Source organism: Reichenbachiella sp., from assembly GCF_965233835.1.
Lineage (GTDB): Bacteria > Bacteroidota > Bacteroidia > Cytophagales > Cyclobacteriaceae > Reichenbachiella.
Genome location: NZ_OZ247585.1, coordinates 4431779 through 4453424, shown reverse-complemented (window position 1 = coordinate 4453424; position 21646 = coordinate 4431779). Strand labels below are relative to the sequence as shown.

Sequence of the window (21646 nt, the reverse complement as noted above, 5' to 3'; positions counted from 1 at the left end):
TAGAAGACCAATGGTAAGTAATGCTAGGCAGGGCCAAAGGTAGTATTTGTATTTACTCCACATTCGAATCCACGTTAAACGATTTAAACTCTCTATGGATTTTGATAAAATGCAATTCATCAATAGCGACATCTCCGAACCATGCGTACTGGTAAAACTGAGATAAAGTAAGGAAGCCTTCCTTGAATTCGTCAGCAAGCTCCCTTTGGTAGTCTCGTATGGATTTAGATTTTTCCCATACAATTAAATCAGAATGGTTCAAGGATTGCAATAGTTGCAAAAAAAGTAATCTGATAGCGATATTGTATTGCTTTTTTATCACGGCTTCATCAATCAATTCTTGCCAGTTGGTTTCTAAAACCTGATCTTCAAGTTCAGAATAAAAAGGGTCTATGGAATGTTTTTTTCTACTAAATACACCAAAAAAACCTCTCTTGTATAAAGTGTATGCTACCATAGCAATGGCAAAAAGCAATAGCCCCCACAGAATAGCTCGAAACAGATAATAAAAAAAATTACCCATCCTTTCTGGAGTAACATCATCGAACCAATCGCTCAGTATGTTGGCCAGCCATTCTTGAGCACCATCCCACCAATGTGAGGATTGACTTTCGTGCAAGTAGGAAAACTCAGGGTCAGTCTTATATGTATCTAGCTTTTTCTGGTCAAATGTTCTGATAGAATCCAAACCAATAGAATCTATTGCTCCTTTGGAGGTTGACGTAAAAGCGTTTAATAGTAAAAAAAAGACTAACCCGAACTTCAAAATAATTATTAATTCAGCAGATTTTAGATCTTATTTATCAGTTCACGTTCGCTCGATCCATCTTTTTGTTCCATAAGAGAAAAGTATTTGAATGACGAAACCACTGCATATAACAATGATATTACCAATCCGATTATGTAATAAAAAGGTGTGATGTACGACATCGTAGTTGACATAGAATTTATCATAGTTTCAGGATCATTTTCTTTCACTGCAGAAAACATATCCAACGCCATGATGGCGTAAGCTGGAATATAGACTAAAATCATTATCCCTAAAGCAATGAGATAGGTGACAAGATAAAGTCCGAATGATGACCACCAATTATCTTTTATCAGATGAAAAGATCTTTTCCAGGTTGCTCCAAATCCTTTGTCTTCAATAATTGCAATGGCAAAGAAATGAGTAAGCACTATGGCTAGATAAACTCCCGGAAGTACGCACAAAAACATACCTGCATAAATGACTATGATTAATGCAATGGATGAAAGTGTCAAAGAAAGTCCTTTTGACTTTAGAATTGGTGTGAGATCACTTAGTGTTATGTCTTCTTGACCTTCGGTATACAATTTTATATAGCCTATAAACATAACATAGGCCAGCACAAAGGCAACCATCATTAAGATATAGGCTGGGATCATTCCTGCCATGGCACCATAAACCTGTAATGGGTCAGTCATTGTTGCCATTTCTCCATACATACTTTGCATGCCAGCAATCATCAAAAAAGTCCCTAAAAGTAGCGGTATCATAACCACAACAATTGTAGGTTTCATGATGTTCAGGAAATTTTGCTTGATGAATGTAGAGGAATCTTGAAGAATAGTCCCAAGATCTCGCTCTTGATTAAAGTTGATTCTTTCCATACTGGTTTAATTTATACGGGTAGTAAATGAAATAATAAAGTAAAAATGTAATTGAAATAATAATAATAAATACTGCTGGAATAGTTGAAACATTCGAAAACCTTGTAACGAAGCCCTCTAGAAAACCAGCTACAATAAAAATCGGAATGAGTCCGGCAATAATTTTCACACTTTCCTTGGCTGTGGATTGAAAGGAATATAACCTGGAGTAAGTACCAGGGAACATTATACTATTGCCCAATGCGATGCCCGCACCACCAGCAATTACAATGGAAGCGATTTCAAGTGTGCCATGTACCCATATGGTGAGCACAGAAATGTACAACAATTTCTTTGTGTAAAAGAAATACTGAAAACAGCCCAGCATGACTCCATTCTTGAAGAGTAAAAAACCAGTCAGCACGGAAAAAAATATGCCGGCAGCAAAAACCATGAATGATACTCGAATATTATTGAAAGTGATGTATAAAAACATTGAAAGGGGCTCCATGCTCTCATATACACCAAGAGGATTGCCGTTTTGAATGTTTTCGATAGTCATATCAACATACTGATCACCCATAATTAAACGAGGGAATTTTTCGTCTACATGTGTTGAATAAGCTCCTATTAGACAAGATAAGATGAATATAATCAGAGATGTTATTAATGAATTCCTATGTTTGTAAAGGATATTCGGTAATTCAAAACTGAAAAAATCTATAATTCGAGAAGGTGAGCTTTTCTTGTTTTTATATATGCGATGATGAATCTTGCTGGCAAGTAAGTTCAGGTAATCTTCGGTCTTGCTACCTGGGTAGTTGGTCTGAGTGTATGCAAGGTCATCTGTCAGTTTTATGTAAAGGTCAGATAGTTCATCAGCTGATACCTTGGAGGGTGCAGAAAGTTTGAGGTCGATTTCTTTCCAATTTTCTTCATTTTTGTTAAAGAAGCTGATTTCTTGCATTAATTAACTTACTATTTAAATATTTTAAGAATGGCAATATACATCAACACGAATCAGAATGTCCAAATTCAATATGAAATTTCTAGTATAGGAGATCGGTTACTAGCTTATCTGATCGATTTTCTTGTAATTGCTGGAATTAGTATTGGGATCGTGTTTTTGGGTATGGCTATTGGAAATGACCTAGTTGTATTTTTGTTTTTTGCAGTTGTCTTTTTTTATCACTTGATCTGTGAACTGTTTATGGATGGTCAGAGCGTAGGAAAAAGAAGTAGAGGTATTCGTGTGATGAAGAGAAACGGCGATTCGGCTTCTTTCAGTTCTTACTTTTTGAGGTTTTTATTACGTCCAATTGATAGTCTCTATGGATTAGGTTTGGCGGTCATTTTTTTTACTGACCATAATCAAAGGTTGGGTGATCTGGCTGCAGGAACAGTGTTGGTGAAGGTCAAATCTGAGGATGAACTAAAAAGACAAATTACAGAGGAAATGAATATTAACCCTCATGAAGGTATTAAGTACTCTGGTGTAACTCAACTTACCGCCGAGGAGGTGAAAATCATCCGTACTATTCTGCGCAATCGGGTAGGAGATAAAGCACATCCAGTTGTTCAGGAGTTAGCACAAAAAGTAGCCGAGAAAATTAATGCCGAATACGACAAAGACTGGGCTTATTATTTTCTTCAAAGGTTGCTTCAGGACTATCATAAGGCTCATGCTGAGGCTTGATTTGTAGACTGTTCTTGTTGATCTTTTATGAAATCTCTGAGGTGTTTGATCATCAGGAATCCCAATAAAGGAAGTATAACAAATACAAGAGCGTTTGCTTCATAAGCAAGTTTTGGTTGGAATTGTAACAGATGAGTGGCTGCAGTTGTTAGCCCACATCCATAACAATCATTATGGGTAATCAGCTTTATCAAACATGGAATGGTGAGGTCTAATGAAGTAAATGCTTTTAAGATAGTGCTTCCGGTCATGTACAAAAACAACACCAACGATGGCCAATATTTTTTTATGTAAATACTAAACATTTTTTACAGTAAAAACCCATTCTCATCCTGAATCGCAGCAGGAATGTTCTTGTCATCAATCATTTCTCTCAAGTCTATCTCAATTCCTCTCGAAATGGAGGTGATCGGCACATCGTTGTAGGTGCCTTCGAAAGGGTTTTCAGAATAGTCACCGATTTTTTCCATAAGGAAAAAGACCCAAATGATGAGCGCTGACAATACAGGACAGATCCAATAAATCCAACCATTAGCGGACTTGGCAATATCTAATAGTCCTAGCGGCACGAATAGGGCAAATAACAAAGTAAGCCAAAGGGCAGTAGAAGCGTATTGTCTTGGAAATGGAAAGTTTTTGATGCGTTCTGCTTTGCCTTGATCAGTAAAAAAACTGACGACCAACTGATGCAATTCCATATGTCGGAAATCTTCAAAGTACTCCTGATCTCTCAATTCTTGCATTCGTTGTGATTGATTCTTCATTATTTGAGTGGCCGTATTGGTTTTTCCGTCGAGTGCTTTGATTTCCTCTTGAGTGATGTACGCTTCTAGTTCTTGATCCAAGCTTCTGGTATAAGCTTCACAAACTGTAGGAGCATATCTTTGTGAAAGTCGGTCTTCATTATGCTCCCATGGTCGACTCAGCCGAAGCTGATAGCGCAGAGCGGTTAGCCAGGCCACATGCCTATAAATAAGTTCTTTCTTTATCTCATCGGATTTTGCTCCTTTGACAAACGCCACTATAGCCGCACCAAAACTACGGCTGCTGTTCACTATGCCTCCATAAATCTTGCGCGCTTCCCAGGTACGGTCATAGGAACTGTTGTTTTTGAACCCCAGATAAAAGGCAACAGCAATACCCAGAATGCTTATCGGTTGCCACGGAATATAAATATGAAAGTCGATCAGATGTGAGGCACCGTATATAAGCAAGGAATAAATAAGTCCAAGGATAAAAGGTTTTTTAGACCAGTTGAAGGTCATCCAAAAACCATAATTTCTTTTAATGTACATATAGGTTCAATATTGACTTTAGCTAAATCTAATGCATTCATTTATATATTGATGACTCAGCATAGTTGAAAAATCCAATAATTGAATTTTATCGTATCTGCATATATGGATTTTGTTAAAACGAGGCTGTTTCTACTACTTTCCATCCTGAGCATTCAATTTTTTGGGTGTGAGGATAAAATGGATGAAGATGATTTTTCGGACATCAATCAAATATTGGAGGACGAAAAGGAAGATAATGCTGAAAACAAGTTTTCATACCTAGCCTTGGGAGACTCATATACCATAGGGCAGGGAGTTGCTATTGATAAAAATTGGCCAAGACAGTTGTCTACGAGCCTGGTAGCAGATGGTGTGAATCTATCAGTAGAAATAGTAGCAAGAACAGGCTGGACTACTGGAGACCTGTTGGGAGCCTTAAACAACAATCAAAACACATCTGGTAAATATGATTTGGTTTCGCTGTTGATTGGAGTCAACAACCAATATCAAGGAAGGTCAATTAGTGAATACGAAGCTGAGTTTGAGCAATTGTTGAAATTAGCGATTGCTTTGGCAGGCAATGACCCAGACAAAGTATTTGTACTTTCAATTCCTGATTATAGTGTGACACCCTTAGCGCAATCTGGAAACCCAGATGAGATTAGTACAGAATTGAAGGAGTTTAATCAGCTCAAAAAGGAAATTGTGCAAGCATATGGAGTGAACTACTTCAATATTACCGACATATCACAAAAAGCTTCCTCGGATTTGACCTTACTTGCTGATGATCAATTACACCCCTCAGCTATTATGTATGAAATGTGGGTAGGTCGAATCAAGTCCAACATTGTCTCAATCTTGATTGAATAGTTTTGAATGTAAATTGGCCTTATGCTTGTATTGAAAATGGGTCTTCAAATGACTGTCCAAGTCCATTATTGCAAAGTTCTAAAATATTCCAAGATCTTTCGTGCTTCATCTTCTGATAGGTTCATATCAGCCATTTCTACACCATTGACACGCTCTGCCAAAATTTTGGCAATGGGATCTTTTTGAGACATTTCTTTCGGGTTCAGCATCATATTCATGATCCATTCGGGTGTTCTTCTATTCATGATACCCCAGTGCGCAGGGCCTTCCATTTGTCGGATTTCATTGTGGCACACACGGCAGAGTTGATCATAAATCTTCTGACCTTCAGCAGCGATATTGGTATTCACTGGTTGCAAATCCAGCTTTTCGATCGGACCAATCCCCAGGTTTTGCATCGGATCACAGGGGTTTGAAGGAGGAGTGCATTGCAGCATTATACTGGTGCAAAAGCACAGGAGGGTAGTTCTGATAGACTTCTTCATGGTTTTGGGATGTTTGTTCTATCTAAAATTACCCTCCTATCTAACTAATTCATATGATCTAGCTCATGTCGAGGACTGATATTGATCTAGACAGATTCTTTAAGTGAGGCTATGCAATGCCACTCGGTTACCCTCACAATCTTCGAATACGCCTATAAAGCCGTATTCACCGATGCTCATTTTAGGTTGCATAGTTTTTCCTCCATTGGCATTGATTTTTTCTAAAGTGGCTTCAATGTTTTGCACACCCAGGTATACTAAGGTGCCGTCATGAGAAGGTACATAAGTATCACCTTTCAGCAGGGTGCCAGCTGCACCAGGTGCCTCAGGGTTGTTTGGAAACCAACCCATCAACGCGGGTCCCATTTCATGTATTTCGATTTTGACATCAAATGATTTTTCGTAGAAATCTTTGGCTCTGTCCATATCATTGACAGGAATTTCAAACCAGGATACTGGATTCATAGTCGTATGTTTTAAGTTTTTATAATTGATTATTTAGAGATAGGACGATTGGTTCCACTCGTTTAGGACAATTTCCGAAAATTTATTTTTCAAAAAATTATTCCTCTCACCCGATCAGCTAAATTTGATTAGTATTAAAAGTTAACTAATTCATGCTTGCGGTCATAGAAAGCAATCCTTTCTTATTAAAGTTTGTCGCCATTGCATTGGCTGTTGTAGTGGTGGGCATCGTGCTCAAGATGCTTAAGCAGACCCATGTGATTGTGTATATCATCACGGGCATCATCATTGGTCCACATGTGTTGGGCATTGTAGATGATGCTGATTTGATCAGTTCTTTGGGGTCATTGGGATTGGTACTGCTCCTCTTTTTTATAGGGATGGAAATTTCTCTTCCTAGTTTGGTGGCCAATTGGAGAATATCAGTGATTGGAACCGTCCTACAAGTAGTCATAAGTATTATGGCTGTTTGGCTCATTGGTCAATATTATGATTGGTCTCTGGCTAGGATATTAACGTTGGGTTTTGTAGTAAGTCTGAGTAGTACGGCAGTTATTGTGAAACTATTGCAGGATTCGGGCGAGATGAATCAAGTGGTTGGGCAAAATGTATTGGGAGTTCTGCTGGTTCAGGATGTGCTCATTGTGCCTATGTTGATTACACTGAATTATCTATCTGGTCAGGAGACTAGTGTCACGGAGATATGGACACAAATCATTGGAGGGGTATTACTCATCGGATTTGTCATATTCCTTTTTTATAAAGGAGAGATTAAACTGCCATTTCACGATACGATAAAGAATGATCACGAAATCCAGGTGTTTTTCTCCTTTGGGCTTTGCTTTGGCTTTTCCATAATTACTGGGCACTTCGGGTTGTCTACGGCATTGGGCGCTTTTGTGGCAGGTATTTTTGTGGCTTCTTCCAAATCCACAAAATGGTTTCACGATTGTCTCTATTCCTTCAAAGTTATTTTCGTAGCCCTGTTTTTCATATCCATAGGGATGTTGATTAATATCCAATTTCTCTTCGAACATATAGTTATAATTCTCACTTTGGTAGGTGTAGTATTATTCACCAACTTGTTAATCAACGCACTTATTATGCGTGGTTTTAAAATGAGCTGGAAGGATAGTTTTTACGCAGGCGCATTGCTCTCTCAGATCGGAGAATTCAGTTTTGTACTGGGACAACTGGCCTACTCCAATGAAATTATTACAGATTTTGCTTATCAAACCATAGTGGCTGTAATATCACTGACTTTGTTGCTGAGCCCGATTTGGATCGGACTGACGAAAAAGGTGACAAAGTAGAATTTGAATTCTTTAATAATGGAGGGTGTTTTTTGTGAAAATCACAATGTTAAGATAAACATTCGTATTTGTGAGATATGCCATTTATGGATTCTAATAATTTCATCTACATTCGTTACTGATACGTTAAATAATATTTTGAAGAATTTAGTTAAGGTGGTGTTTGCCACTTTTTTTGCTTGTAATGCCTGGGTAGTACATGGACAGTATGCAATAGGCGATATGGATTTGGATCGAGATTTGGCAACTTGGTATGACCATGCTATGAAGACTGAAAATTTGCCAGTACTTGAGGGTACTTTTTATCCACTACCACATATCACCAGTAAGGAAGGCCCCTATTTTAAAAGCAATAGATGGGCGGAGGGCAGTGTTGTTTTGGCTGGAGAAAAGTATGAAAACTTATTCCTGCTTTATAATGTATTTGATGACTTATTGATATTAAGAAATATGGCATTGAAGGACGCCAGGATAGAATCTATGTTGCCGAACCAAAAAAAAGTTGAGGCCTTCAATATTCACGGTCATCAATTTGTTCGATTAACAGAACCTTTGGTACCCCGAAACGGGATTGGTTTTTATGAACTGTTTTTTGATGGTGACTCCATTGATTTTTTCATCAAAAAAACTAAAATCGAACTTCTTCAAGATCGAAAGGTGGTCTTTAAAAATGAAGATCAATTCTTTTTTTACGATGGTCAACAGTTTGTCAAATACAAGAGTAAAAAATCCATTTATAGACATTTTCCAGAAATAAAGGCCAAACTCAAACCTAAAGGCAGTTTTTTAAATATGAATTTAAAAAACAACGAGAGGGAAGGAATGTGGACTTGGCTGAATTATGCTGATGGTTTATTATCTGAGGAATGAAGAAAATCATACTATTATATGTTTTGCAGTTTAGTGTAGTGACTGTGGTTTTTGCTCAGCAAGATCAAAGGTTGGACTCTGGCCATTCGATAACGATGTATCAAGCCCTAGTCGCCATCGAAGAATCTGAGAATACTCAATTCAATTATCGTGAAGAATGGATATCAGGTCTCTTTGTGGATAAAGAAGTGTTAGATAAAAGAGACTTGGAGGAGAAATTGAACGCTCTATTGGCTGCTACTTCCATGGATTATTTCGTCATGAAAGATCGTGTTATTTTATTAAACAACATCTCGATAGTTACCACTCCGGCCATTATGCAATTTTTTGACCAAGAGGCGGATATTGAAGAGGTAGAAGTAATATTCACACAAGATCAGAAATCAGCAAACCAGTCGGTGGAGGAAATGCTCCATACCGTGGGTGTGAAGAGCAGGTACAAAAAGGATGACAGATGTACTCTCGCTGGATATATCAGGGATAATCAATCAGGAGAAGGTGTAGAAGGCGCATTCGTATATATACAAAATCCATATATAGGGACATCCACTGATGAAAATGGTTTTTACTCTTTAAACATACCTAGTGGGAAACATCATTTGTTTGTACAATCAGTAAATATGAAAAATACTCATCGTCAATTGATGGTATTTTCAAATGGGAAGCTTGATGTGGACTTAGAAGTAGATGTCATAGCTCTCAATGCGGTTGTTGTCAATGCGAATCGCGAAGTGAATGTACAGAGTCCTCAAATGGGATTGACCAAGATTGATCCTGAGAGTATGAAGGTTGTTCCTGCTCTCTTAGGAGAAAAAGATTTGATTCGAGTATCTACTACCACAGCTGGAGTGCAGTATCTGGGCGAAGGATCTGCTGGCATCAATATCAGAGGAGGAAAAGCTGATCAAAACTTGTTTCTGTACGATGGCACCCCAATTTATAACACCAATCACTTCTTCGGTTTTTTCTCCGTTTTCAATAGCGATGCTTTATCAGGAATGGATCTCTACAAGAGTGGTATTCCAGCTTCGTATGGGGGACGACTGTCTTCGGTATTTGATGTGAAGACCAAAAATCTAGATAAACGGAAGTTTTCCGGAACCGGGGGGATAGGGGCTGTCACTTCCAGGCTCACATTGGAAGCACCAATTGGTAAAAAAGGTCCTACGCTGATGTTGGGAGGTAGAGCGACCTATTCAGACTATGTATTGAAAAAAATTAAAGACTCACCATTACAAAACAATCAGGCATCCTTCTATGATTTGGTAGGCAAACTTCAACAAAAAATTGGAGAGAAAGACGAGATAGTCTTATCAGGTTATTACAGTTTTGATAAGTTTCAATTGTCGTCGGATACACTGCTTTCATACACCGATTTTTCATATTCCAATAAAGTTTTATCCTTCAACTGGAAACATATTTTTAACGATAGATGGCAAGGCAATTTACATGCTGGAGTTACTCATTATGACTATAGTATTGGGTACGATGTTTTGCCAACACAGGCCTTTAAAATTGACTTTGGTGTTAAAGAACGACTGGCTTCCCTAAAATTTGATCGATATGTGTCCGAAAAATTGAATGTGAAATTTGGGATGGAATATAAATCTATTGAAGTTCAAGCCGGTAATAAAAAGCCAATTAATCCCTCGTCTCTGGTGTCACCTGATGCGGTTGGCGAAGAGCATGGAAGAGAAACAGCCGTGTTTTTATCTGCAAAATATTCTCCATCCGAACGGTTAACTATAGATGCTGGACTAAGATATAATATGTATGCTGCCATAGGCCCAAGTACTGTTAGGGAATATGCCGAGCAAGCACCTAAAGATTTAAATTTTGTGATAGATGAAAAAATATATAATGAAGGCGAAAGAATAGCTTCCTATCACGGAGCTGAACCTCGCGTTTCTGGAAAATACTCCCTTAACGAATCGAGTTCTTTGAAAGCCAGTTACGGTCGAACAAGACAAAATGTGCATCTTTTGCTTAATGCCGCATCTGTTGCACCCACAGATATTTGGCGATTGTCAGGCGCACACATCAAACCGCAAATCGCGGATCAATGGGCATTGGGTTATTATAAAAATCTATATGGTAAGCATACCATCGAATTGTCTGCAGAAGCTTATTACAAAAAGATTCAAAATTTGGTTGACTTCAAAGTGGGTGCTGATCTCCAGTTTAATCAAGCCATTGAGACAGATTTACTTCAAGGCCCAGGGAGAGCCTATGGAATAGAATTGTCTGCTAAAAAGTCTTCTGGATGGTTAACTGGCTGGATTAATTATACTTATTCTCGTTCTGAGATTCAATTGAATGGGGCATTTGCTGATGAGATAATTAATGATGGTAATTATTTTCCAACAGGATACGATAAACCTCATTACATCAATTCAGTAACTAATTATAAATTTTCAAGAAGGTATACGCTGACATTGAGTGCGGTTTATGCCACTGGGGTACCAGTCACGTATCCCATAGGCAAATGGAATTTTAAGAACTCGGAGAATTTGGTGTATTCCGATCGAAATGCATTTCGAATTCCTAACTACTTTCGACTGGACCTAGGGCTTAACATAGAAGGAAGCCATAAAATTAAAAAACTCGCCCACTCCTCGTGGAATTTCTCCATTTATAATGTCTTGGGGAGAGACAACGTATACTCTGTGTTTTTTAAAGTAGAAGAAGGAGAAGTGAAGGGTTATAAAATGAGTGTTTTTGCCAATCCAATTCCAACTATCACCTACAACTTTTCATTCTAAATCATGTGTAAATACAAATCTATAATGCTACTGCTGATCGGCTTTATCGGGTGCGTCGAACCCTACGATTTTGAAGTCGGAGGAACCGTCGAGGTATTGGTTGTGGAAGCCGAATTTTCAAACCAGCAAGAGAGCCACCGAGTAATGCTCTCCATTTCTAGAGGATTGGATAACGATGTGATTTCACCGGTATCAGGCGCTGCCATTTCAATTATTGAAGATGAAACTGAGGAAATAAATTTAACAGAAATAGAGAGTGGTATTTATGAGACGTCTCCTTCCGTAGCCGGAAAAGTGGGGAGTATTTATAGACTGAGTATTAAACTAAAAGACGGATCTACTTTTCAATCCTCATCGGAGATACTATCAAATCCAGTACCCATAGATAGTGTATGGGGTAGATACTTGGAATTGCCTTCTGAGGAGGAAGATGGTCTTATTCAAGGTGTCCAGTTATTTGTAGACACCCATGATTTCAATAGTGAGGCATCCTATTTCCGGTATGAATACCAGGAAGATTATCAGGTTAAAGCAGCATTCCCTTCTTTGTTGGAGTGGAATAATGATACTGAAACTTATGGGCCTCGAGATTTTCCGATCGGTACGTGCTATGAGCAGGCAAATTCTCAAGGCCTATTGATCACTACTACTAGCGGGCTATCCGAGAATAGATTGAGTGAATTTCCGATCAGAATGATTCAGCAAAAAGACCCTGAATTGAGAGGAAAATATGCTATTGTATTGAAGCAATTTGCTATTAGCGAAAATGGATACCGCTACTACAAGAACCTAAGAGAAAACAACGAATCAGCGGGAAGTTTTTTTGATAAGCAAAAAGGTACTATTCCCGGCAATATTTCATCTGTCGATTCATCAATGCCCGTGTTGGGTTATTTTGAAGTAGCAGGGTTAAGCACAGATACTGCGTTTTTTCACTCAAGTAATTTCAGGGATCAAGGATTTAAACCAGACCAATTTAGTGCTGGTGATTGTCTGGGGAGTGGAATTCTAGAAGTGTCTATTGGTGAGCTTAATAATCAAATAATGCAGGGTAATAATCTAATTTATGTGGATGTATTAAGTGGCGTTGCCGCTTTAGCAACTATTCCTTGCAGCGATTGTAGGGTACATGCAGATATTAAGAAACCAGAATATTGGGATTGATGAAGAAACTTGCAATCATATTATGCATGCTGATTCCCAGTTTGCTGTTTGCACAAAGCAACATTAGAGAATCAGTGTTTAGTCATCTCAGTTCTACCGAGCTGTTGGTTGGAGAGACCTTGCATTTCAAGAATTATATATATAGCGTGCAAACAGGCAAACTATCAAAGTTGAGTCGAATATTGTATGTCGAAATTTTAAACGCTTCGGGTAGTCTGGTATATCAAACCAAGTTAACTGTAAATGAAGGGCAGTGTTTCAGTAGTTTTTTCATACCTACCGACTTAGAGACTGGCAACTATCATTTCGTGGCCTATACGCTCTGGATGAAGAATTTTAATAAATTTTTCCGAGAACCATTGGTCATCATTAACCCCTATCTTAATCAAGATTTCCTTACACAACCTGAATTTAAGTTGAATGTCCAAATTACAGTGGAAGGAGAAAAGCTCTTAGCAAATGCTAAGAACAAAGTGGTGTTGAGGGTCTCCGATCAGTTCCAAAGAGGCTTTGGAACTAAGGGGAAAATAGTGTCTAGCAAGGAAAACGACCCTATTGAGGTGATGACCGATGAATTTGGGTTCTTTAGTTTTTACATCAGCCCAGAAGCAGACGAAACTTTTCAACTCATCTTAGAAAAGGATCAGGGGTTTGAGTTCATTGATTTGCCAAAGCCTTGCACAGGGTGTACACAGTTCAGAGTGATTCAGACTCAGGATTTGTTTGTCGTCAGATCCAGAACGGCTGACCCAGAGGAACTCAAGCAGATCCAAGTTGATTTTTTTAAAAATCAGGAAAATGTTTTCTCAAGTCCGATGGTTTTGAATACCGCATTTTCTATTCATAAGGATAATTTACCTGATGGTTTGTTGAGAGTGGTCCTTTCAGATGAGAATGGAAAAGTTAGAGAGCGATTGATTTGGAATGGCGATGTCGCGCCTCGCCAAATCCAGTCTATGGGAAACTATGAAACCAACACTGAAATGGATATTGTGTTTCCAGATTTACAGGCAGGAAATTTATCTGTTTCTGTGGAACAGGCAGATTCAAATCGAGAGGCTTTGGGGATTTTATGGTATGATGCACTGAGTAGTAAAGTTGATCAGCACCTTCCTCGTTCATTTTATCAACAGGCCTCCGAAGATCAGTTTGACAATGCGCTACTTACCTCCAAGTTCAAAGGCGGCAGAGAAAACCCTGAGGAAGTGAAATATTTGCCTGAGTATCGTTCAGGTCTTGTGCCGGGTATAGTGATTGATGATAATGAAAAACCCATTACAGGTGCAACGGTTACTTTGGCTTTCTCGGGTATGACTGGTCAGTTGAGCGCCACGATTACTGATTCACTGGGTCGGTTTTTATTGGAATATGATCCCGAGGTATCACATGGAGAGCCCATGATTGATGTTCTTTCAGAAGAGCCAAATACTCAAATATCGATTGATCAGGGATTTTATACTTTTTATCCTGAATTTATCACCCCTCCGGTTGTCTTTGATTCAACCAAAGTAGCTGCTATCATAAAACGAAGTATCAATAACCAAATAATGAATGCTTATTACGTTCAGGATGAGGAACCTGAAAGGGAAACATATATTCCTCAGTTTGATCAAGTTAAAACTTACAAACTAGATGATTATACTCGTTTTACTACCATGAGGGATACCTTTATAGAGTTAATTATCGAGGTGGGAGTCAGTAAAAATGAAGACAAATATGATTTCAAGATGCGCTCGGAAACTATTTTCAATGGGTCATACGAGATACATCCCACATTAATTCTATTGGATGGTGCAATCGTTTCTTCCGAAGATTTAATGAACCTTTCTCCCTATCTGGTGGATAGAATTGATGTGATAAATCACAAGTATTATTTTGGAAAAAGTATCTTCGATGGAGTTCTATCAGTTCACACCATCGCAAAAGATAGGGGAGAAGTTGAACCTAAGGGCACAAAAATTGATTTGGTTCCTGTACAGCGAGAGAGAGAATCACAAAGAAGTGGGGTAACCAAAGAATTAGAAGCTAAAACCCCAGCCTATCAAGATCTATTGTATTGGAACCCTATGATGGACCATGAAGGCGGACTCCTAAAATTGAAATTTAGGACCTCGGAGGTTCAAGGACAATTCGAAATCAGAGTGGAAGGCATTTCCAAAGACGGAAAAGCGATAAGCCAGCAGGCTTACTTTACTGTTGACTAGTTGTTACCCTCTGGGACTTGGAGAAGCAAGTTTCGAAACTCTTCAGTATCATATTTGGCCATTCCTATTCGTTGGGCTATGATTTTTCCTTCCGAGGAAATAACGAATGTGGCAGGAATGGATCGACTAGCTAATGTGCCTGGAAGAGGGGATACTGTTTTGTATATAGGAAAGGTGTAGGATTTTCTTTCAATAAAGTTTTTTGCTTTGTCAAAATTTTCATCCCGACTGATCAATACGAAAGAGATATTTTCATCTTTTAGTTTTAAGTATAAATCATGTATATCTGGCATTTCTGCTACACATGGAGGACACCAGGTGGCCCAAAAGTTCAAAAAAACCATTTGACCTTTGAATTGATTGAAATCTACAGAAGCGCCCTGCTCATCCCTCAACTTAAAATCATAATTGACTTCGACTTGCTCCGCTTTTTCAATCACATCTGGTTGCATGATTCCTGTTGATAAAATTATCCGCTGCATGAATCCAGCTACCTCTGCATACCCAAAGAGATATATGGAACAAGCTAGCCCAATAATGAGCCACCAGTCTTTCAAAATTTTCTTCATAACTGTTTGTATTTCAATTGTTCGGCAAGGATGTGGAAAACTTCTTTGAACATATACAAAAGTAGAGTCATATTAATTCCAGCAGGTGATTAAATTTGATGCACTCAATTTTTTAACAAACAAAAAATTATAGAATCGCATGAGTCAAAAGCATATTTCTTTGATCGCTACAGAGCACAATGTTCCGGTATCAGGAGTGGCAGCCGTGGTTGCCTTGTTGGATGAGGGAGCGACCGTTCCGTTCATTTCCCGATACAGAAAAGAACAAACAGGGACTTTAGACGAAGTAGCCGTAGCCTATATCAAAGATCGTATTGGCAAGTTGCGCGACCTGGACAAGCGAAGAGAGGCGATTCTAAAGTCAATTGATGAACAAGGTAAACTGACCGATGCGCTGAAAAAGAAAATTGAGGATGCATTGACGATGACTGAACTGGAGGACATCTATCTGCCTTATAAACCAAAAAGAAAGACCCGCGGCTCTATGGCCAAGGAGAAAGGCTTGGAGCCGTTGGCTAAATCCATTTTCGATCAAGGGCTTGGTGATCCGGAAGAATTGGCTTTGAAGTACATCAATGATGAAAAAGGAGTAAAAGATGCAGAAGAAGCCCTTCAGGGTGCAAGAGATATTATCGCCGAATGGGTGAGTGAAAATGCCGAAGTAAGAGCAGGATTGAGAAAACTATTCTTGGACAAGGCAGTCATCAAATCTACCGTGATGAAAGGCAAGGAGCAGGAAGGACAGAAGTATAAAGATTATTTCGAGTGGGAAGAGCCTTTGAAAAAGTGCCCTTCTCATAGGCTCTTGGCCATGCGTCGAGGCGAAAAAGAAATGATATTGTCGCTTGATATCTTTCCAGATGAAAATGATGCGAATTTCTTGTTGGAGAAAAAGGTAATCACTGGACAAAATGCGAATGTAGCGCAGGTGAAAATAGCACTTAAAGACGCCTACAAGCGATTGTTGAAGCCATCAATGGAAACAGAAACCAGGGTTTCATCAAAAAAGACTGCTGATGATGAGGCGATTCAGGTCTTTTCAGAAAACTTGAGACAATTGTTGCTATCACCCGCCTTGGGTCAGAAAAATGTAATGGCGCTCGATCCTGGCTTCAGAACGGGTTGTAAAGTAGTGTGTCTAGACAAACAAGGCAAGTTGCTTGAATTTGAAGCAATATTCCCGCACGAACCACAAAGGAGAACAGCTGAAGCAGCAGCAACCGTAAAACACATGGTCGACAAGCATAATATCGAGGCTATTGCCATTGGAAACGGGACAGCCAGCCGAGAGTCTGAAAGTTTTGTTAGATCCCTTGGATTGCCATCTAGCGTTATCATTGCCATGGTTAGTGAGAGTGGTGCCTCTATTTATTCTGCTTCTGAAGTAGCAAGGGAGGAATTTCCTGATCAGGATTTGACGGTTAGAGGTGCCGTATCTATTGGTAGGAGAATGATGGATCCGTTGGCCGAATTGGTGAAAATTGACGCCAAATCGATTGGAGTAGGTCAATATCAGCACGATGTAGATCAAAATTCATTGAAGCATTCGTTGGATGACGTAGTGGAAAGCTGCGTGAATGGAGTAGGTGTAGAATTGAATACCGCGAGTAAGCAACTTCTTACTTACGTTTCTGGATTGGGCCCTCAGTTGGCGGATAATATCGTGAAGTTTAGGAATGAAAACGGCCCATTCAAAAATAGAAAAGCACTGAAAAAGGTGCCTCGAATGGGAGATAAGGCATTTGAGCAGGCCGCTGGTTTCCTTCGGATTCGCGAAAGCGATAACGTACTAGATGCTAGCGCTGTGCACCCAGAACGATACGCCACCGTTGAAAAAATGGCGGCTGACCTAAACAGCACAGTGACGGATTTAGTGAAAGACTCATCTGTAAGAGCGAAGATCGACCCAAAGAATTATGTTTCTGAAGAGGTGGGTTTGCCGACATTGAAGGATATTATGGACGAACTGGCTAAGCCTGGTCGTGATCCACGGGAGCAATATGAGGCGTTTAGTTTTCAAGAAGGAGTAAATGCAATAAGTGATTTGAAGGTGGGTATGAAACTACCGGGTATAGTCACTAATATTACCAAGTTTGGGGCATTCGTTGATGTTGGAGTGCATCAGGATGGGTTGGTGCACGTGAGTCAGTTGTCAGATTCTTTTGTGAGTGATCCCGCAGCTGTTGTAAAATTACAGCAGCAGGTACAGGTCACGGTTACAGAAATCAATGCAGCCCAGAAGAGAATCTCATTGTCGATGAAGTCGGACCCATTTGGCAAACCCAAAAAGAAGTTTGAGCGAAAGCAAGAAGCCAAACAGGAAGTTCAGGGAGACCTTCAGTCTAAATTGGCTATGCTCAAAGGAAAATTTAATCAGTAAACCTTCGTTTTATAATATTGTTAAGGAATTTACTTCGAAAAAGTATAATTTAAACTGGGAAAAATCTTTTACTACATTTGTGGTAAACCAGAAATCAATCGAAAAAAGATAGAAATGCAGAAATCAATCCTATTCGCACTTAGTATTTTTTCATGTTGCGTGTTCCACTCTTCTTTTGCTCAGAAAAAAGTTAAATATGATAAGGATATCTTTCCGCTCATAGAAGCTAAAAACTTTGATCAGGCCATGCCCATGTTATGGACTTATTTGGCAGATCCTAAAAACGCAGAAGAACCTAATCCAAATCTTCAGGTAGGGCTCTATTATGAAGGGTTAGTGAATGGATATCATATTATTTCCGACTCCACAGCTATATTGGGGGCTTCTGATACTGCGGTGATATACCTCACCAAAGCGAAGACCTTGATTACAGAAAAAGAGTTGAAAAAGAACGATGAGTTTTATCAGGACTTTTATAGAAGGGATCTAAGAACTGGTGATTTTGGTATCAAAATTTCAGACGTCCAGTTGGATATTGAGAAGAAACTGCAAAGTTTGAGAAATATTAATAAGTATGCGAAAACCATTTACGCAGACCTTTATAGTATCAATAATGCCAATGAATTTTCCATGGCAGCCTATCGGGCATTTGCCAAACAGTATCCAAACATTAATGATTTGTATTTGATGGCAAGTGATGGCTTGAAGGATAGTCTGGCAGCGATCATAGATAAGAACACGGAGATCAATGAGAAGTTCGATAACGTGCGAGATGCAGTAAGCCGTATAGGAAAAAAGGGTTATAGCCCAGAATTGGATTGGAAGGACATTGAAACCTATGGAGAGGATGGCCTAACCTCGGTCGACTTTTTTACTAACGATGTGACAGCCTGGAATTATGGTCAGTGGGCTGAAGCTGCAGAGGATGTGATCAAACGAGATGTAACAAGATTGAAAAGTCGGATAGTTCAAACAAATAAGGACTTGAAGGCTCAAGGAGAGAAAATAAATGGTGGTTCGGGCATCTTAGACGAGGATCCTATTACGGAAATCGATGCTAAGCTGCTGGAGGATATTAACAAGTTTGATGATAATTCGATCGCCATTGATTTGTTGAACATTTTGGTGAGCAAAAACAAGTTCGATTATTTGACAAGCGAAACATTAAATGAGCGATTAGCTGACCCGGATGATGTGGATTATCAATTAGCTGTTTCGGATAGTTTGGTGCAGCTTTTGGATATCATGGATAAAGCCGTGGAGAAGCTGGTTGAGCCTGGGATCACCATTGGTGCTAAAAAATACAATAAGCTAATCTCGCAAGAATATGGCGGAGAAATGGGACTTATCAAGTATCGTCAGTCACTAGAAAACGAACTAATAGATGCGAGAGAGGAGTGGATGGCTTACAATGAAAAATATAAGTCAAGAGCCAGATGGGGTATTAGTGAAGATGGCAGTGAGTCACTTTACCTGATTCCTAGAATGGACAGTACTTATGTGGCACGTGACTTCTCGAAATTTTATTCTATCGTGTCTATGAAGGACGATTCTTCGAATACTTATGTGGTAGGATTGGAGTTTCAGGGAGCATCAGACCAGGGTTTTATTGCCAGGGTCAACAATGCGCGAACAATTCTCTGGAAGAGGAATTTTGATATTAAAGGATTCGCTTACAGTGATAGCGAATTTCTGGTGGATGGTAAGTTTATTCCTTCACAAGAAGGCAACGTAGCAGTGTACATCTATTCCTTGGTGCCAGAATCTAAAAATAACATTGTTGCCGTTTCAGTGACTCCTGAAGGAGAAACGAATTGGGTTAATGCACTAAAAATTAGTCGCGCACCGGTTGATGTGAAATTCAACGACATTGTTAAGGAAACAATCTTCTATACCAAAACTGAGGAAGAGCTGGAAAATGGTGGAGGGGATCCTAACGATCCTGGGTACTTTGTAGTGGATAGAAGTGGCAACGTTAGATAAGATTTCCTTTATTTTTCGTACAAGCCTACTACTCTTACTTTGCTCTTGTGGCACCAAGGATATCAGTAAGTCTTACGAAACGACTCACGCGAATAGACTCTTATCTGCGGATACCGAAAAAGTATGGTCATTGATCAGTCGTGCGGAAAACGGTGAAGATGTTTATGGACCTTGTTCAGAAAATAACACGCTTACTTTTGTTAAGGCCACAACAGATTCATTGTACATTATGGGCCGTCCAATTACCTGCGGTTCCCCTGTTCCTTTAGATACCTTGTATAAGGCAAAGTACACAGTAGATGGAGATGATGATGATTTTTTCTTGAACTCTATCAGCTTAACAGGAGAGCAACACCAATCTATAGGGAGTTTTCAAGTGGAGGAGCTTACATCGAGTCAACTAAGTATAACTTATTCGCAAAACGGCAGCGTTATTGAAGAGAGATACACTTACTAATTCTCTTCAATTTTCATTTGGGCATGGTATTGCCTATTTATCTTTCTAATTTTGCGCTAGATTAAACTCTCAATTATGAAACCGATGGTCATGGAGCTACCTCTATTGATATCACTAGGTGTATCAATAGTATTTCCATAGCTGTCAAAAAATAAGCTTATGAAATTCCATAACTCTATCATCGATACAATCGGTGACACTCCTCTGGTAAAATTGAACAGTGTGGCCAAAGGTGTAAAAGGAACCATTTTGGTTAAACTTGAATACTTCAACCCGGGAAATTCTATGAAAGATAGAATGGCCCTCAAAATGATTGAAGATGCTGAGAAGAATGGTGTCCTGAAACCAGGAGGTACAATCATTGAAGGTACCTCGGGAAATACCGGTATGGGATTGGCACTGGCTGCTATATCTAAAGGCTACAAGTGCATTTTTACTTTGGCGGATAAGCAAAGTCCTGAGAAAATGGATATTCTTCGTGCTGTAGGGGCAGAAGTACATGTTTGCCCAACCAACGTAGAACCAGAAGATCCTCGTTCGTACTATTCAGTGGCGAAAAAATTGAATGAAGAAATCCCAAATTCTTTTTACCCCAATCAATATGATAATGAGTCTAATGCTTTAGCACATTACGAAAGCACGGGTCCTGAAATTTGGAGAGACACAGAGGGGGAAATTACCCATTATGCGGCTGGTGTAGGCACGGGTGGATCAATGTGCGGGGTAGCAAAATATCTAAAGGAGCAAAATGAGAATGTGGTCACCGTGGGTATCGATACCTATGGGTCTGTTTTTAAGAAATATAAAGAGACGGGCCAATTTGACGAAAATGAAGTTTATCCATATCTAACAGAAGGTATTGGAGAAGACATTTTGCCAAAGAATGTAGACTTTAGTGTGATTGACCATTTCGTCAAGGTGACCGATAAAGATGGTGCTTTGATGACCCGAAGATTGGCTAAGGAAGAAGGCATGTTTGTAGGATGGTCTTGTGGTTCTGCTGTGCATGGTGCAATAGAATACGCCAAAGAAAACCTAAAGGAAGACGATGTGATGGTGATCATCATGCCGGATCATGGAACCAGATACTTGGGTAAGATTTATAACGACAATTGGATGCAGGATCATGGTTTTACAGAAACTGGAAGTTTTGCAACAGCTAGAGATATTGTAGCCAGTAAAAATGGTCAGAGAGAAGTGTTTACAGTAGAAAGTGTAGCTAAAATTGGTGATGTGATCGCAACTATGAATGAGCACGGTATTGATCAAGCTCCGGTCGTAAAAGATGAGCAGTTTGTGGGAAGTATCTCTGATGCAAAAATTCTAAAAGCACTCATTGAAAATCCTTCATTGAGAGATCAGCCGATTTCGGAGATTATGGATGCTTCTTTCAAGTTTATTGCTCTGGACAATACTGTAGATGTGATGTCCAAAATTTTGGATAAAGATACGAAAGCATTACTGGTTAGAGATGATAGCAATAAAGTTCATATTCTGACACAGACTGACTTACTGGTGAGTTTGACTAAATAGATTCAAT

19 protein-coding genes are annotated in these 21646 nt (G+C 39.2%); 11 read left to right on the top strand and 8 right to left on the bottom strand.

Annotated features, from left to right (window positions below):
• Positions 1 to 52 precede the first annotated feature (52 nt).
• The 3 genes from ACO6S2_RS18905 to ACO6S2_RS18895 are packed head-to-tail and all read right to left on the bottom strand — an operon-like array spanning position 53 to position 2578.
• Positions 53 to 766, bottom strand: a complete 714-nt coding sequence (locus ACO6S2_RS18905; protein WP_422360123.1) for a hypothetical protein — start codon at positions 764 to 766, stop codon at positions 53 to 55.
• 23 nt (positions 767 to 789) lie between these two features.
• A complete protein-coding gene (locus ACO6S2_RS18900; protein ID WP_422360122.1) occupies positions 790 to 1632 on the bottom strand; it encodes a hypothetical protein in 843 nt (280 codons plus the stop codon).
• Positions 1613 to 2578 carry a stage II sporulation protein M gene (locus ACO6S2_RS18895; RefSeq protein WP_422360121.1) on the bottom strand — a complete coding sequence of 322 codons (966 nt, stop codon included), beginning with the start codon at positions 2576 to 2578 and terminating at the stop codon, positions 1613 to 1615. Before ACO6S2_RS18895 ends, ACO6S2_RS18900 begins: the two co-directional genes overlap by 20 nt.
• A gap of 30 nt (positions 2579 to 2608) precedes the next feature.
• On the opposite strand from ACO6S2_RS18895, the gene ACO6S2_RS18890 reads away from it, so the two are divergent.
• Entirely contained in the window at positions 2609 to 3307 is a 699-nt protein-coding gene (locus ACO6S2_RS18890; RefSeq protein ID WP_422360120.1) for an RDD family protein, read from the top strand.
• On the opposite strand, the gene ACO6S2_RS18885 is transcribed toward ACO6S2_RS18890, so the two are convergent.
• Together ACO6S2_RS18885 and ACO6S2_RS18880 are read right to left on the bottom strand one after the other, a co-directional pair.
• On the bottom strand, positions 3292 to 3558 hold the full coding sequence (locus ACO6S2_RS18885) for a DUF2752 domain-containing protein (protein ID WP_422362457.1): 267 nt from the start codon (positions 3556 to 3558) through the stop codon (positions 3292 to 3294). The genes ACO6S2_RS18890 and ACO6S2_RS18885 overlap by 16 nt on opposite strands.
• A gap of 57 nt (positions 3559 to 3615) precedes the next feature.
• A complete protein-coding gene (locus ACO6S2_RS18880; RefSeq protein ID WP_422360119.1) occupies positions 3616 to 4602 on the bottom strand; it encodes a bestrophin family protein in 987 nt (328 codons plus the stop codon).
• Positions 4603 to 4683: 81 nt separating this feature from the next.
• Here ACO6S2_RS18880 and ACO6S2_RS18875 point away from each other — a divergent pair, with 81 nt between their 5' ends.
• A complete protein-coding gene (locus tag ACO6S2_RS18875) occupies positions 4684 to 5454 on the top strand; it encodes an SGNH/GDSL hydrolase family protein (protein ID WP_422360118.1) in 771 nt (256 codons plus the stop codon).
• 65 nt (positions 5455 to 5519) lie between these two features.
• On the opposite strand, the gene ACO6S2_RS18870 is transcribed toward ACO6S2_RS18875, so the two are convergent.
• Together ACO6S2_RS18870 and ACO6S2_RS18865 are read right to left on the bottom strand one after the other, a co-directional pair.
• Positions 5520 to 5939 carry a c-type cytochrome gene (locus ACO6S2_RS18870; RefSeq protein WP_422360117.1) on the bottom strand — a complete coding sequence of 140 codons (420 nt, stop codon included), beginning with the start codon at positions 5937 to 5939 and terminating at the stop codon, positions 5520 to 5522.
• Positions 5940 to 6038: 99 nt separating this feature from the next.
• A complete protein-coding gene (locus ACO6S2_RS18865; RefSeq protein ID WP_422360116.1) occupies positions 6039 to 6404 on the bottom strand; it encodes a VOC family protein in 366 nt (121 codons plus the stop codon).
• A gap of 152 nt (positions 6405 to 6556) precedes the next feature.
• Here ACO6S2_RS18865 and ACO6S2_RS18860 point away from each other — a divergent pair, with 152 nt between their 5' ends.
• From ACO6S2_RS18860 to ACO6S2_RS18840, 5 genes are all read left to right on the top strand, one after another.
• Positions 6557 to 7717, top strand: coding sequence for a cation:proton antiporter (locus tag ACO6S2_RS18860; protein WP_422360115.1), 1161 nt, complete (start codon positions 6557 to 6559; stop codon positions 7715 to 7717).
• 138 nt (positions 7718 to 7855) lie between these two features.
• Entirely contained in the window at positions 7856 to 8587 is a 732-nt protein-coding gene (locus tag ACO6S2_RS18855) for a hypothetical protein (RefSeq protein WP_422360114.1), read from the top strand.
• Positions 8584 to 11349 carry a TonB-dependent receptor gene (locus tag ACO6S2_RS18850; protein WP_422360113.1) on the top strand — a complete coding sequence of 922 codons (2766 nt, stop codon included), beginning with the start codon at positions 8584 to 8586 and terminating at the stop codon, positions 11347 to 11349. Before ACO6S2_RS18855 ends, ACO6S2_RS18850 begins: the two co-directional genes overlap by 4 nt.
• Positions 11350 to 11352: 3 nt before the next feature.
• Entirely contained in the window at positions 11353 to 12513 is a 1161-nt protein-coding gene (locus ACO6S2_RS18845; protein WP_422360112.1) for a DUF4249 domain-containing protein, read from the top strand.
• Complete coding sequence (locus tag ACO6S2_RS18840) at positions 12513 to 14717, top strand: carboxypeptidase-like regulatory domain-containing protein (protein ID WP_422360111.1); 2205 nt, start codon at positions 12513 to 12515, stop codon at positions 14715 to 14717. Before ACO6S2_RS18845 ends, ACO6S2_RS18840 begins: the two co-directional genes overlap by 1 nt.
• On the opposite strand, the gene ACO6S2_RS18835 is transcribed toward ACO6S2_RS18840, so the two are convergent.
• The gene (locus ACO6S2_RS18835; protein WP_422360110.1) at positions 14714 to 15286 is read right to left on the bottom strand and encodes a TlpA family protein disulfide reductase; all 573 of its coding nucleotides are present in this window, start codon (positions 15284 to 15286) and stop codon (positions 14714 to 14716) included. The genes ACO6S2_RS18840 and ACO6S2_RS18835 overlap by 4 nt on opposite strands.
• Positions 15287 to 15425: 139 nt before the next feature.
• On the opposite strand from ACO6S2_RS18835, the gene ACO6S2_RS18830 reads away from it, so the two are divergent.
• The 4 genes from ACO6S2_RS18830 (at position 15426) to ACO6S2_RS18815 (ending at position 21639) form a co-directional block, all read left to right on the top strand.
• Entirely contained in the window at positions 15426 to 17666 is a 2241-nt protein-coding gene (locus ACO6S2_RS18830; protein WP_422360109.1) for a Tex family protein, read from the top strand.
• Between the two features lie 114 nt (positions 17667 to 17780).
• Positions 17781 to 19649: a hypothetical protein gene (locus tag ACO6S2_RS18825; RefSeq protein WP_422360108.1), complete on the top strand. Its 1869-nt coding sequence runs from the start codon at positions 17781 to 17783 to the stop codon at positions 19647 to 19649.
• On the top strand, positions 19633 to 20106 hold the full coding sequence (locus tag ACO6S2_RS18820) for a hypothetical protein (protein WP_422360107.1): 474 nt from the start codon (positions 19633 to 19635) through the stop codon (positions 20104 to 20106). The genes ACO6S2_RS18825 and ACO6S2_RS18820 overlap by 17 nt, the downstream gene beginning before the upstream one ends.
• A 159-nt stretch (positions 20107 to 20265) precedes the next feature.
• Positions 20266 to 21639, top strand: a complete 1374-nt coding sequence (locus tag ACO6S2_RS18815; RefSeq protein ID WP_422360106.1) for a pyridoxal-phosphate dependent enzyme — start codon at positions 20266 to 20268, stop codon at positions 21637 to 21639.
• Positions 21640 to 21646 lie beyond the last annotated feature (7 nt).